Genomic DNA, 13002 nt, shown 5'->3' with positions numbered 1-13002 from the left:
ATTGTTAAACAAAATTTACGATTGGGTAGATGAACGTTTAGATATTACGCCTTTGTGGCGCGATATCGCAGACCATGAAGTCCCTGAGCATGTAAACCCTGCGCATCATTTTTCGGCGTTCGTTTATTGCTTTGGCGGTCTAACGTTTTTTGTTACGGTAATTCAAATTCTTTCTGGTATGTTCTTAACCATGTATTATGTACCAGATATCAAAAACGCGTGGGAATCTGTATTCTATCTTCAAAATGAAGTAGCTTTCGGACAAATCGTACGCGGTATGCACCACTGGGGTGCTAGTTTAGTTATTGTAATGATGTTCTTACATACATTACGCGTTTTCTTCCAAGGCGCTTACAAAAAACCACGTGAACTTAACTGGATTGTTGGAGTTCTCATTTTCTTCATCATGCTTGCATTAGGTTTAACTGGTTATTTATTACCTTGGGATATGAAAGCGTTGTTCGCAACAAAAGTTACACTTCAAATTATTGAAGCAGTTCCGTTTATTGGTGTTTACCTTAAAACGTTACTATCGGGTCATGAGACCATTGTTGGTGCTCAAACCCTATCTCGTTTCTTTGCGATTCACGTGTTCTTCTTACCTGCTGCGTTATTTGCTTTAATGGCAGCACATTTCATGATGATTCGTAAACAGGGTATATCAGGACCACTTTAATACTAATTTGATACCCAAAATTTTTAGCTTAATTTACGAATAAAGGAGGGGGATTGTTCGATGCATCGCGGTAAAGGGATGAAATTCGTAGGTGACTCACGTGTGTTGGCACCTGAGGCTCGTACGAGTAAAAATATTCCAAAAGATTACTCAGAATACCCTGGTAAAACAGAGGCGTTTTGGCCTAACTTCCTTTTGAAAGAATGGTTGGTAGGGGCAGTATTTCTTGTCGGCTTTTTATGTTTAACTGTTGCACATCCGAGTCCACTTGAAAGGATTGCGGATCCATCAGATACAGGTTATGTACCAATGCCAGACTGGTATTTCTTATTCTTATACCAATTACTTAAGTACGAATTTGCAGCAGGACCTTATACAGTAATTGGAGCAATGGTTATCCCAGGACTAGCTTTTGGAGCATTATTACTAGCACCGTTCATCGATCGTGGACCTGAACGTCGTCCAAGTAAACGTCCATTAGCAACTGGTTTTATGTTGTTAGCGCTGGCTGCAATTACATTTTTAACATGGCAGGGTGCTTCTACCCATGACTGGGAAGCAGCAAAGGAATATGGTAAAATCGTTGCTGACGTTGAAATTGATAAAACCTCAGAAGAATATAACATTGCTTCAGAAAATACTTGTATCACTTGTCATGGAGACAGCTTCCAAGGTGGAGCTGGTGCCCCAACGTTGATTGAAACAGGACTTACTGCTGAGGAAATTGCGACAATTGCAAAAGAAGGTAAAGGAGCAATGCCTGCAGGTGTCTTTAAGGGTGATGACGATCAGCTTAAAAAGCTATCTGAATACATCGCAAACTTAGGGAAATAATAACAGATTGTAAAAAAGCTGACGGATTTTCGTCAGCTTTTATTATTAAAAGAAACGAGGAATAGAAGTGAAATGGATATATCCTCTACTGGCCAACAAGTCATTTATATGGTTATTGCTTTTAGTTAATATTGCAGGGACCATTTACGGGTATATATGGTATGGGTGGCAGTTAAAAGAAACGCCCCCTATTTTCCTTATTTTTGTACCTGATAGCCCTACTGCTAGTTTATTTTTCGTTTTTGTTCTAGTGGCGTTTCTTTTGAAAAAGAATTGGCCGCTTATAGAGGCACTTGCGATTGTCACTTTATTTAAATATGGAATATGGGCTGTGGTGATGAATCTTCTAGTCTTTTTCGTTCAAGGCGAGTTGGATTGGATCGGCGTTATGTTAATATTTTCTCATTTTGCTATGGCGGTTCAAGCATTACTGTATTCCCCTTTTTATCGATTTAGATGGTGGCATTTGATTGTTACAGCGCTATGGACTTTACATAATGATGTGATAGATTATGTCTTTTTCATGCTCCCTCGTTATCACATGTTAAATGATTTTACACCGCAAATTGGATATTTTACCTTTTGGCTATCGGTGTTGTCAGTAGGAATTGGTTATTATTTTGTCTTACGACCGAATCGATTTAAACTTACTATTTAAAAACTAGAATGAAAATAGTTTTAGATAGGATAAAAGATGGTCTAACCTTGTCCAACCCTTCATACATTTTAATAGTAATGATAGGGGGGACAAGGTTTGAAGTACAAATGGGTTCTAATATTTTTCATTGTCATTATGCTCTCTCCCATGGCGGTTAGTGCGAATTTGCAAACACCGATAGAGAAGCTTGATAATATCTCTGATGAAGCACTTCAAATGATAAAGTTTCAGAGGTATGAGGATGGTAAAAAGCTTTTAAGTTATTTTTCAGAGCAGTTCTCAGACATCTCAAAAAAAGAACATCCCTTTACGATGGATGAATTAAGAATTATTACCGTATCTCATGACGAGGCAATGGAGGCGGCAGCCAGCACAAATATGGAGTACGAGGAAAGAGTTAAAAGACTTACCAAGTTTCGTTTAGTGGTTGATGCGATTGCTACGAGTCATCAGCCATTATGGACTGAAATGAAGAATCAAATTTTAACGGCATTCCATGAAGCGAGAGAAGCAGCAAATACAGGTGATTCTGCACATTTTCATTCAAATTTCAATAATTTTATGGCCTTATACAATGTTATTTATCCAAGTATGAAAATTGATGTTTCAGCAGAGAATATTCAAAGAATAGACGCACGCATCAATTTTATTGATGAATATCGTTCAGAGGTTGTTAACAACGTTAAAAGCCAACAGGAATTAGAAGGTCTAGAAATGGATTTAAAGAATCTTTTTGAAAACATGGATGAGGATGAGGCAGACCCATCACTGTGGTGGGTAATCATATCTACAGGAAGCATTATCATTTTAACTCTTTCTTATGTAGGTTGGAGAAAATATCAGGGTGAAAAGGATATGCGAAAAAATCGTTCTAGAGTGCATAAGGATTAAGTTTGAACTTCACGTAGATGATTACACCTATAGAAGTACTGGAGGTTCAAAATGGGATTTTTAATTTATTTTCTTATTGTTATGTTGGTACCCTTATGGGCTCAATTTAGGGTGAAGGGTACTTTTGTAAAATATTCTCGTGTAGCTAATTCCAGCTATCGTACAGGGGCAGAGGTAGCGCGGGAAGTGCTTAATGCAAACGGGCTTTTTGATGTAGGGGTTGAAGAGGGAAGAGGATTTTTAAGTGATCACTATGATCCAAGGTCGAAAACGGTGAGGCTTTCCCCTGAAAATTTTCGTGGTCATTCCATAGCTTCTACTGCCATTGCAGCCCACGAGTGTGGACATGCTATACAAGACGCACAGCGTTATACATTTTTACGGTTCCGTCATGCTTTAGTACCTGTGGCAAATATTGGATCTAATTTTTCTTGGGTACTTGTTTTGATGGGGATTTTTTTTCAAATGAGCGGACTTTTGTTAGCTGGTATTGTATTCATGGCAGCGGCTGTACTTTTTCAATTGATTACGTTACCGGTTGAATTTAATGCCTCCAATCGTGCAATGGACCAAGTAGTTTCATTAGGGTTAATCCGTAATGAGGAAGAGCGGAATGCTAGAAAGGTTTTAAATGCTGCAGCCTTAACCTATGTAGCAGCAGCTGCGGTAGCTGTTTTAGAGTTATTGAGGCTAGTCCTTATCTTTACTGGAATGAATAGAAGTAATGAATAAAAGCAATGTCCAGCTGGACATTGCTTTTTAAATTTCAATTGGTTTTTTATTTTCATCTAGTGTAAAACCTTCTCCGTGGACATCATGGACAATGGTAACCGAAACAAACGCATGTGGGTCAACGGAAGTAATTAAATTTTTCAAACGTACAATCTCATTTCTAGCCACAACACAGTATAAAACTTCACGTTCCATTTTTGTAAAAGATCCATACCCCTTAAGAACGGTGACACCACGGTCCATTTCAGCCATAATCTTTTTGGCGATATCATCATTTCTTTCAGAGACAATCATCGCACCTCGGGCGGTATAGGCCCCTTCTTGGATAAAATCAATTACTCGTGCTCCAATAAATACAGCGACCAGTGTATACATCGCCTCTCTATAATTGAGATAGGTAAGAACAGAAGCCCCAATCACACATATATCAAAGATGAACATGGTCCTCCCCATGCTCCAGCCTGCATATTTCTGAACAAGTCTTGCTATGATGTCTACTCCACCTGTTGTACCACCATAGCGAAAGATAATACCTAAACCAATTCCTAGAAAAACACCTGCAAATAGTGCTGCCAGCAACAAGTCGTCCTTCAGCGGCATGTCGATAGAATAACGTTGGAATATCCATAAAAATAGGGAGAGGCCAACAGTACCAAGCATTGTATAGAGGAAAGAGTTTCTCCCAAGCAATTTCCATCCAATAAAAAAGAGCGGGATGTTTAAAATTAAGTTTGTATAAGATGGATCCCATTTGAACATGAAATAAAGAAGAAGGGTTATACCTGTAAAACCACCTTCAGCAAGTTTATTTTGCATATTAAAATGAACCAGTCCAAAAGACATAATTGCTGTTCCAACTAAGATAAATAAAACATTTTTAATTTTAAGACCAAATATCATGATTTCTCCTCCTTTGCCAAATATTCCCCAGCCAGCGGCTTTTATTATAGCGAATTAACAATAGAAGAGCAATTTTAAGCAGGAAAGTTTATACGTAAGGGCTGTTTTCTAAAAGATTGTTGTTAAAATCTTAAAGCCGATTTTAACGTAGAAATATCTATTTTGTGCTTTAGATTTAGTTTGCAGGCTCTTATCTTATTTAAATTTTGTTCCAAAAAAGCATCGGAGCTTAAGAAAAGAGCCTACTTGATATAAAAATATTTGTAAAACGAACCTATTTTCGCTAATGTATTTAGTAGAAGCTTTTGTAATTATCAAAAGAGGTGAATGGGTGTGCCCAAAGGGAAGTCTATCAAAGATTTACAGACGGAAGTAGATACATACATAAGTCAATTTAAAGAAGGTTATTTTAGTCCATTGGCAATGGTGGCACGTCTAACAGAAGAGCTAGGAGAACTTGCTAGAGAGGTCAATCATTATTACGGTGAGAAGCCAAAGAAATCCAGTGAAACCGAAAAGGCTATTGAGGAGGAACTTGGAGACCTTCTTTTTGTTATTATTTGCCTGGCCAATTCATTAAATATTGACTTGGAAGAGGCGCATAATTATGTCATGAATAAATTTAATACGAGAGATAAGGATCGTTGGACGAGGATAGAAAATATCAGTGAGGAGAGTAAATGAATGAATAGCGTAAAAATTATAATTGCGGGACCTCGTGGCAGGATGGGGAGTGAGGCAGTAAAAATGGTAACAAATACTGAACATTTTGAACTAGTGGCAGTAGTTGACCATAAATATGACGACCACATGTTAAGTGACCTGGACGGTTTCCAGTCTATTAAAAATGTTCCCATTTACTCAACCATCGAAAAGGGTCTTCAAAGTGCTCAGTGTGATGTATTAATTGACCTTACTACACCTGAAGTTGGAATGCATCATGCGAGAACAGCTCTGCAGTATAACGTGAGGCCAGTTGTAGGAACCACTGGGTTTACAAAAGCAGACTTAGAGGAGTTGGAGCGTATTTGTAAGGACAAGAAGTTAGGGTGTATAATAGCCCCAAACTTTGCACTTGGTGCTGTATTAATGATGAAGTTTTCGCAAATGGCTGCAAAATATTTTAATGATATTGAAATCATCGAACTTCATCATGATCAAAAATTGGATGCTCCATCCGGAACTGCGGTTAAAACTGCTGAAATGATGGCAGCTGTGAGAGAATTTAAAGAACAGGGGCATCCTGATGAGAAAGAAACAATCAGTGGCGCTAGGGGTGCAGAGTTTAATGGAATGCATATCCATTCTGTGAGACTCCCTGGGTTAGTTGCTCATCAACAAGTTTTATTTGGTTCAGATGGGCAAACACTATCGATTCGTCATGATTCCTACAATCGCGCATCCTTCATGTCCGGTGTGAAAATAGCAGTTGAGACCGTAATGAAGCAAGATGTTTTTGTTTATGGACTTGAAAATATTCTAGAATAGGAGTACTACCATGAATATAGCCTTAATCGCACACGATAATAAAAAAAATGATCTTGTACAATTTGCAACAGCCTATCAAACAATCTTTTCAAAGCACACGCTTTTTGCAACTGGGACTACTGGGTTGAGAATTCAAGAAGCAACAGGATTACCTATTACAAGATTTCAGTCTGGTCCACTTGGGGGAGATCAGGAAATAGGTGCAATGATCGCACAAAATAAAATGGATGCCATTTTCTTTTTTCGTGACCCGCTAACTGCGCAGCCACATGAACCAGATGTAACTGCACTTGTTCGTTTATGTGACGTCTATTCAATTCCTCTTGCAACAAACATGGGGACTGCTGAACTCCTGATAAGAGGTTTAGATGAAGGGTTTCTAGAGTGGAGGAATATACTTCATAAAAACGGTGAAAGTGATGAACGTTAATCCCTTACATATACTAGCATTTGGAGCCCATGCCGATGACGTGGAAATCGGCATGGGAGGAAGCATTGCAAAACTTTCAGCGAGTGGAAAAAGGATAGGAATTTGTGATTTAACTGATGCAGATTTATCTTCAAACGGGACCATCGTATTAAGAAAGCAGGAAGCAAAGAAAGCGGCTGAAATATTGGGTGTGACTGAGAGATTGTCTTTGGGGTTGCCAGACAGAGGGCTCCTTCTTAAGGAAGAATTTATTAGAGAGATTGCTTCGGTCATTAGACGATTCCAGCCACAAGTTGTCTTTGCCCCCTATTTTGAAGACCGTCATCCTGACCATGGGAACTGCGCCCGCCTTGTAGAAGAGGCGGTCTTTTCTGCTGGAATAAGAAAATACCAAACGAAAAATGAAGAAGCACCTCATAAAGTTTCGAGGCTATATTTCTATATGATAAATGGATTTCATAAACCAGATTTCACCATTGATATTTCAGAGACAATAGAGCATAAAATAGCTGCTTTAAGGGCCTATAAAAGCCAATTTGAACAAACAGATAGTAGTGTTGAAACACCGCTTGTAAATGGGTATATAGAAACCGTTGAAGCAAGAGAAAGATTATTCGGTCAACAAGTTGGAGTTAAATTTGCAGAAGGTTTTAAATCAAATGTGCCAATCCTCCTGAATCGTGACTTGATTGGAGATTAAAAATGAGGAAATTAAAAATTGGAATTACCTGTTATCCCACGGTTGGCGGCTCTGGAGTCGTAGCCACGGAATTAGGAAAAATGCTTGCTGAAAAGGGACATGAAATTCATTTTATTTCATCGAGCATACCTTTTAGACTTAATCGAATGTATCATAATATTTTTTATCATCAAGTTGAAGTAAATCAATACTCTGTATTTCAATATCCACCTTATGACATTGCTTTAGCTAGTAAAATGGCAGAGGTTGCAAACAGAGAGAATTTAGACATTCTTCATGTTCATTATGCAATTCCGCATGCAGTTTGTGCAATATTGGCAAAACAAATGTCTAAGGTGGATGTTAAGATAGTCACCACCCTTCACGGGACAGATATAACGGTATTAGGTTACGATCCATCGCTAACTGAAGCCATTAAGTTTGGCATAGAGAAATCGGATGTTGTCACAGCTGTTTCAAGGTCTTTAATCAATCAGACTCATGAACTTATTCAGCCAGACAAACAAATCGAAACGGTTTATAATTTTATTGACGAGAGATTTTATCAAAAGAGAGAAGCAAATCATTTAAAAAAAGAATTTGGGATTCAAGATAACGAAAAGGTTGTCATCCATGTTTCGAATTTCCGGCCAGTTAAACGAGTTCAGGACGTTGTAAAGACATTTGCCAGAATATCAGCAGCGTTGCCGGCTAGATTACTTCTAGTAGGGGACGGTCCTGAAATGACTCCTGTGTGCAGGTTAGTCAAAAAATTAGGATTAACGGATAAAGTTCACCTGCTTGGGAAACAGGAAAACCTTGATGAGTTGTATTCAATCAGTGATTTAAAGCTTTTATTATCAGAAAAGGAAAGCTTTGGTCTGGTGGCGCTCGAAGCAATGGCATGCGGGGTGCCGTGTATTGGTACGAATGTTGGCGGAATGCCTGAAGTCATTCAGCATGGAGAAACAGGATACATATGTGAATTAGGGGATATTGAAGATATTTCTACAAAGGCAATCAGGGTATTAAGTGACGAACAATTACATCAGCAATTTGCTGCTAACGGAATTGCTGTGGTTAACACAAAATTTAGAGCACAAGAAATTGTCGGACAATATGAGCAATTATATTTTAAGCTCTTAAATTAAGGGTGATTTGAATGAGAGAGCCATTTTTAGCGGCAGTACCAGTTATAGAAAAGCTGGAATCTGCCGGGTTTGAAGCTTATTTTGTCGGAGGTTCTGTCAGAGACTTCCTTTTAAATAAGGAAATAAACGATGTGGATATTGCAACCTCAGCAACCCCTAGTGAAGTAAAGCAAATATTCCCAAAAACTGTTGATGTAGGAATTGAACATGGAACTGTTTTAGTCCTTTTTGAAAATCAGTCATATGAAATAACTACGTTTCGTAGTGAAGCAGAATATGAAGATTTTCGCAGACCGAAAGAAGTTTCATTTATTAGAAATCTGAGGGAAGATTTGCAGCGTAGAGACTTCACGATGAATGCGATTGCTATGGATAAGAATGGAAATCTTATTGATCCTTTTAATGGGAAAATTTCGATTTTGAACCAAGTCATACAAACAGTTGGAAAAGCAGTTGATCGATTTCAAGAGGATGCTTTAAGAATGATGCGTGCAGTGCGTTTTGTTAGTCAGTTATCATTCAAAATTGAAAAGGAAACGTTAAATGCATTGATTGACTTGGTACATTTACTTGAAAATATTGCGGTTGAACGAAAACAAGCTGAGTTTGAAAAATTACTTTGTGGTGATGATCGAAAGCAAGCATTAGAACTAATTCTTCAAACGAATATTTATTCCCACCTACCAGGTTTATCGGGTGGAGAAGACGGCATTAAATTAATGGTTGGGTACAAGCTTGAAAAATTAAACAAACGTGAAATGTGGGCATTGCTTGTTTACTGTCTGAATATCGAGAAGAAGGACATCGAGCATTTTCTCAGGGGCTGGCGAATCCCTTTGAAGGAAATCAGGGAGATTCAGCTTATACTTCAGTACCTGTATCAGAGAATCGAAACTAGCTGGTCCTTGTATGATTTATATACTGCTGGTAAAGAAGTTTTTGTTTCGTCTGAAATTCTATACCTTGTCATAAAAGGGATTGAGAATCAAAATACCATTCAGCATTATTTACAATTGTTTGAAAAACTTCCGATTAAAGATCGGTCAGAGATGGATGTCACAGGAAATGACCTAATGAATTGGTTTAACAAAACCGGCGGACCATGGGTGAAAGAAGTATTGTTAAGGGTTGAGCATGCTATTATAGCAGGTAAAATAGCAAATAATAAAAAAATCATAAAGGAGTGGCTGATGGAGTGCAATCACAACTAAGGAAAGATTTGCTTGATGCCTTCACAAATGCCGGGGAAGCCTACCTATCGGGGCAACGGATTGCAGAATTGATTGGCTGCTCCCGGACAGCTGTCTGGAAGCATATTGAGGAACTCCGTAAAGAAGGATTTGAATTGGAAGCTGTACGGCGTAAGGGATATCGGATTGTGAAAACACCCGAAAAAATCACAGCAGATGAACTTCGGCTTGGACTAAAAACAAATTTTATGGGTAAGAACGTTCACTATGAAGAAACCGTGGAATCAACTCAAAAAATTGCACAGCGGTTAGCTTTTGAAAATGCACCAGAAGGAACAGTTATTATTGCAGAAGAGCAGGTAGCTGGTCGTGGGAGAATGGATCGAAAATGGCACTCACCTAAGTATACAGGCATTTGGATGAGTATTATCCTAAGACCAAACATTCCGCTGCCAAAGGCGCCACAATTAACGCTATTAACAGCGGTGGCGATTGTTCAGGCGATCGAGGATCTTACAGGTCTGCTGCCGGAAATTAAATGGCCTAATGACATCCTCATTAGAGGGAAAAAGGTAACGGGAATATTAACGGAACTTGAAGCAGAAGCGGATCGTATCAATTCAATCATCATTGGAATCGGCATGAATGTTAACCAAACAAAAGAAGACTTTCCTAGTGAGTTGAAAGAGATTGCCACATCACTTTCTCTTGAAAAAGGGGAAAAAGTATCCCGTTCGGACTTAATCAAGGCGATTTTTCTGAATCTCGAAAAATTGTATCTCCTTTATCTTGAAGAAGGTTTCTTTCCTATCAAGCTTCTTTGGGAAGGGTATGCCATTAGTATTGGCAGGAAAATTACTGCCCGCACACTCTCTAATTCCATAATCGGTACCGCACAAGGAATTACAGATGATGGAGTTTTAATATTGGTTGATGAACATGGAAAAACACACCATATTTACTCAGCGGATATTGAGTTATAAAGATAGCGGTTATTGATGAAAAGAATTTCTTGCGGTTTTCTGAATTTTTTCTTATAATTCAAATAATGGGCGGTATCGCTTTCGAGCTGCACCTGAAACTGCTTTTTACAATTAAAAAAGGTTTCTGCCTAGATCCGTATAACGGACCGGGACAGAGGGATAAAACATGTAAAAGAGTACCAAGATCCTCTGCCTTCAGTTGGATCTTTTTATTTGCTCTTTTTTAACCCCTCTTCCTACTAAAAAGGAGGGAATGTTGATGAAGCAAAGTACAGATTTCTTGAAAATGAAAGAAAACAAGGAAAAAATCGTCATGCTCACTGCTTATGATTACCCATCTGCTAAGCAGGCAGAGCAAGCAGGAGTGGATTTAATTTTAGTTGGAGACTCTCTTGGTATGGTGGTACTTGGATATGATTCCACAGTGCCGGTGACGCTGGAAGACATGATTCATCACACAAAAGCGGTTAAACGAGGAGCTAAAGATACGTTTATTGTCGTTGATATGCCGTTCTTAACCTATCATTTATCAGTAAGGGATACGTTACAGAACGCCGGCAGATTAATTCAAGAGTCGGGGGCCCACGCTGTCAAGCTAGAAGGAGCAGATGATGTAATAGAACAGATTTCAGCGCTTACTAATGCTGGAATTCCGGTTTGTGGTCATCTTGGATTAACTCCGCAATCCGTGGGCGTATTAGGCGGTTATAAAGTTCAAGGAAAAGACGCGAAAGGTGCAATGAAATTACTGCAAGACGCAAAAAAATGTGAGGAAGCCGGGGCATTCGCTATTGTGCTAGAATGTGTACCTAAGCAGCTTGCAGAGGAAGTTGCAAAGAATGTAACCATTCCAATAATTGGTATCGGAGCAGGGGGAGAGGTAGACGGACAGGTACTCGTCTATCACGATATTTTAGGTTATGGTGTAGAGAGGGTGCCTAAGTTTGTAAAGCAATATTACTCCCTTAATCCGTTTATTCTTGAATCCATTCAATCCTATGTGAAAGAAGTAAAGTCGGAACAGTTTCCTGAAGATAAACACTCCTTTACGATGAAAGAAAGAGAGCTTAGTGGACTTTACGGAGGGTTAAAATGAGAGTTATTACCACGATACAAGATATGCAAACAGAAATTTTAAAACTGAAATCCCAATCTAAATCAATCGGATTTGTGCCAACTATGGGATTTTTACATGAGGGTCATTTAACTCTATTAAAAAGAGCGAGAGAAGATAATGAGATTGTTGTTTTAAGTATTTTTGTAAATCCGCTGCAATTTGGTCCGACAGAAGATTATTCAACTTACCCTAGAGATTTTGAGAGAGATCAATCATTAGCTGAGTGTGAAGGGGTAGACTACCTTTTTTATCCTTCAGCAAAAGAAATGTATCCGCATTCTTCTTCTGTTAGCGTAATTGTACAGGAACGTACCGATGTTTTATGCGGGAAGTCTAGACCGGGCCATTTTAATGGTGTAGCAACTGTTTTAACGAAGCTATTTAATATTGTGCTGCCAACAAGGGCTTATTTTGGCAAGAAGGATGCGCAGCAAGTTGCTGTTGTAGAGGGGTTGATCACGGATTTTAATTTTCCGATTGAATTAATTCCTGTAGATATTGTCCGTGAAGAAGATGGTCTTGCGAAAAGCTCTCGAAATGTTAATTTATTGCCTGATGAGAGGCGTCAAGCTGTAGTTCTTTTCAAAAGCCTAACCACCGCTAAGGAGACCATAGAGGGAGGGGAACGGAACCCTCGAGCTATTAAGGATGTAATCTCAAACTTGATAGGTTCAGAATCTAATGGAGAAATTGATTATGTAGAGATTTATTCTTATCCTCAGTTAAAAGCACTAGATTATCTAGAGGGAACCTGTATTTTAGCGATAGCCGTTAAATTTTCAAAGGTTAGATTAATAGATAACATCATCCTAGAGGTCAGCCATGAATTTGGAGGAGTAAAATAATGTTTCGGCATATGATGAATGGAAAAATCCACCGTGCTACGGTGACGGAAGCTAATCTAAATTATGTTGGCAGTATTACAATAGATCAAGATTTACTTGATGCGGTTGGTATGGTCGCAAATGAAAAGGTGCAAATTGTTAATAACAATAATGGGGCAAGACTTGAAACGTATATCATCCCAGGTGAAAGAGGAAGCGGTGTTATTTGTTTAAATGGGGCTGCTGCAAGGCTTGTACAAAAAGGTGATATTGTTATTATTATCTCATATTGCCTGGTAGCTGAAGAAAAAGTTCCAAGCCATAAGCCTAAAGTAGCGATTATGGATGAACATAACCGAATAAAAGAACTAATTTATGCTGAACCAGCATTAACGATTATGTAATAAAATCCCCAGTCTGGGGATTTTTTCTTTTTTTATGATAATTTT

16 protein-coding genes are annotated in these 13002 nt (G+C 38.6%); 15 read left to right on the top strand and 1 reads right to left on the bottom strand.

Annotated elements, in window-relative coordinates:
• Window position 1 precedes the first annotated feature (1 nt).
• The 5 genes from qcrB (at window position 2) to BANA01_RS00255 (ending at window position 3791) form a co-directional block, all read left to right on the top strand.
• Window positions 2-676 carry a menaquinol-cytochrome c reductase cytochrome b subunit gene (gene qcrB, locus BANA01_RS00275; RefSeq protein WP_034676248.1) on the top strand — a complete coding sequence of 225 codons (675 nt, stop codon included), beginning with the start codon at window positions 2-4 and terminating at the stop codon, window positions 674-676.
• 60 nt (window positions 677-736) lie between these two features.
• Entirely contained in the window at window positions 737-1510 is a 774-nt protein-coding gene (locus tag BANA01_RS00270; RefSeq protein ID WP_034676245.1) for a menaquinol-cytochrome c reductase cytochrome b/c subunit, read from the top strand.
• 67 nt (window positions 1511-1577) lie between these two features.
• Entirely contained in the window at window positions 1578-2168 is a 591-nt protein-coding gene (gene lhaT, locus BANA01_RS00265; protein WP_034676243.1) for a lipoprotein heptaprenylglyceryl N-acetyltransferase LhaT, read from the top strand.
• A gap of 96 nt (window positions 2169-2264) precedes the next feature.
• Window positions 2265-3059: a sporulation protein YpjB gene (gene ypjB / locus BANA01_RS00260; RefSeq protein WP_034676241.1), complete on the top strand. Its 795-nt coding sequence runs from the start codon at window positions 2265-2267 to the stop codon at window positions 3057-3059.
• Between the two features lie 51 nt (window positions 3060-3110).
• Complete coding sequence (locus BANA01_RS00255; protein WP_034676239.1) at window positions 3111-3791, top strand: zinc metallopeptidase; 681 nt, start codon at window positions 3111-3113, stop codon at window positions 3789-3791.
• A gap of 27 nt (window positions 3792-3818) precedes the next feature.
• Here BANA01_RS00255 and BANA01_RS00250 read toward each other — a convergent pair whose 3' ends face one another.
• Complete coding sequence (locus BANA01_RS00250) at window positions 3819-4691, bottom strand: YitT family protein (protein ID WP_034676237.1); 873 nt, start codon at window positions 4689-4691, stop codon at window positions 3819-3821.
• Between the two features lie 333 nt (window positions 4692-5024).
• On the opposite strand from BANA01_RS00250, the gene BANA01_RS00245 reads away from it, so the two are divergent.
• From BANA01_RS00245 to panD, 10 genes are all read left to right on the top strand, one after another.
• Window positions 5025-5375, top strand: coding sequence for a nucleotide pyrophosphohydrolase (locus BANA01_RS00245; RefSeq protein WP_157411691.1), 351 nt, complete (start codon window positions 5025-5027; stop codon window positions 5373-5375).
• A complete protein-coding gene (dapB, locus tag BANA01_RS00240) occupies window positions 5376-6179 on the top strand; it encodes a 4-hydroxy-tetrahydrodipicolinate reductase (RefSeq protein WP_063251215.1) in 804 nt (267 codons plus the stop codon).
• A 10-nt stretch (window positions 6180-6189) separates the two neighbouring features.
• Window positions 6190-6609, top strand: a complete 420-nt coding sequence (mgsA, locus tag BANA01_RS00235) for a methylglyoxal synthase (RefSeq protein WP_063251214.1) — start codon at window positions 6190-6192, stop codon at window positions 6607-6609.
• Window positions 6599-7309: a bacillithiol biosynthesis deacetylase BshB1 gene (bshB1, locus tag BANA01_RS00230; protein WP_063251213.1), complete on the top strand. Its 711-nt coding sequence runs from the start codon at window positions 6599-6601 to the stop codon at window positions 7307-7309. The genes mgsA and bshB1 overlap by 11 nt, the downstream gene beginning before the upstream one ends.
• Window positions 7310-7311: 2 nt before the next feature.
• Window positions 7312-8439 carry an N-acetyl-alpha-D-glucosaminyl L-malate synthase BshA gene (gene bshA, locus BANA01_RS00225; RefSeq protein WP_063251212.1) on the top strand — a complete coding sequence of 376 codons (1128 nt, stop codon included), beginning with the start codon at window positions 7312-7314 and terminating at the stop codon, window positions 8437-8439.
• Window positions 8440-8450: 11 nt separating this feature from the next.
• Window positions 8451-9650, top strand: coding sequence for a CCA tRNA nucleotidyltransferase (locus tag BANA01_RS00220; protein ID WP_063251211.1), 1200 nt, complete (start codon window positions 8451-8453; stop codon window positions 9648-9650).
• Window positions 9635-10612 carry a biotin--[acetyl-CoA-carboxylase] ligase gene (locus BANA01_RS00215; RefSeq protein WP_174524386.1) on the top strand — a complete coding sequence of 326 codons (978 nt, stop codon included), beginning with the start codon at window positions 9635-9637 and terminating at the stop codon, window positions 10610-10612. The genes BANA01_RS00220 and BANA01_RS00215 overlap by 16 nt, the downstream gene beginning before the upstream one ends.
• A gap of 259 nt (window positions 10613-10871) precedes the next feature.
• Window positions 10872-11708 carry a 3-methyl-2-oxobutanoate hydroxymethyltransferase gene (panB, locus tag BANA01_RS00210; protein ID WP_063251209.1) on the top strand — a complete coding sequence of 279 codons (837 nt, stop codon included), beginning with the start codon at window positions 10872-10874 and terminating at the stop codon, window positions 11706-11708.
• The gene (gene panC / locus BANA01_RS00205; protein WP_063251208.1) at window positions 11705-12574 is read left to right on the top strand and encodes a pantoate--beta-alanine ligase; all 870 of its coding nucleotides are present in this window, start codon (window positions 11705-11707) and stop codon (window positions 12572-12574) included. Before panB ends, panC begins: the two co-directional genes overlap by 4 nt.
• Entirely contained in the window at window positions 12574-12957 is a 384-nt protein-coding gene (gene panD, locus BANA01_RS00200; RefSeq protein ID WP_063251207.1) for an aspartate 1-decarboxylase, read from the top strand. The genes panC and panD overlap by 1 nt, the downstream gene beginning before the upstream one ends.
• The last annotated feature ends 45 nt before the right edge of the window (window positions 12958-13002 follow it).

It is taken from the genome of Neobacillus niacini NBRC 15566 (assembly GCF_001591505.1).
GTDB lineage: Bacteria > Bacillota > Bacilli > Bacillales > Cytobacillaceae > Neobacillus > Neobacillus niacini.
Note: the sequence above shows the minus strand (reverse complement) of the source record. Positions and strands in the feature narration are given on the sequence as shown.

Excerpts from the sequence above, each read along its gene's own strand:
- BANA01_RS00270 (WP_034676245.1), top strand. The coding sequence starts at position 737 with ATGCATCGCGGTAAAGGGATGAAATTCGTAGGTGACTCACGTGTGTTG.
- BANA01_RS00255 (WP_034676239.1), top strand. The coding sequence starts at position 3,111 with ATGGGATTTTTAATTTATTTTCTTATTGTTATGTTGGTACCCTTATGG.
- BANA01_RS00250 (WP_034676237.1), bottom strand. The coding sequence starts at position 4,691 with ATGATATTTGGTCTTAAAATTAAAAATGTTTTATTTATCTTAGTTGGA.
- dapB (WP_063251215.1), top strand. The coding sequence starts at position 5,376 with ATGAATAGCGTAAAAATTATAATTGCGGGACCTCGTGGCAGGATGGGG.
- mgsA (WP_063251214.1), top strand. The coding sequence starts at position 6,190 with ATGAATATAGCCTTAATCGCACACGATAATAAAAAAAATGATCTTGTA.
- bshB1 (WP_063251213.1), top strand. The coding sequence starts at position 6,599 with ATGAACGTTAATCCCTTACATATACTAGCATTTGGAGCCCATGCCGAT.
- bshA (WP_063251212.1), top strand. The coding sequence starts at position 7,312 with ATGAGGAAATTAAAAATTGGAATTACCTGTTATCCCACGGTTGGCGGC.
- BANA01_RS00220 (WP_063251211.1), top strand. The coding sequence starts at position 8,451 with ATGAGAGAGCCATTTTTAGCGGCAGTACCAGTTATAGAAAAGCTGGAA.
- panB (WP_063251209.1), top strand. The coding sequence starts at position 10,872 with ATGAAGCAAAGTACAGATTTCTTGAAAATGAAAGAAAACAAGGAAAAA.
- panC (WP_063251208.1), top strand. The coding sequence starts at position 11,705 with ATGAGAGTTATTACCACGATACAAGATATGCAAACAGAAATTTTAAAA.
- panD (WP_063251207.1), top strand. The coding sequence starts at position 12,574 with ATGTTTCGGCATATGATGAATGGAAAAATCCACCGTGCTACGGTGACG.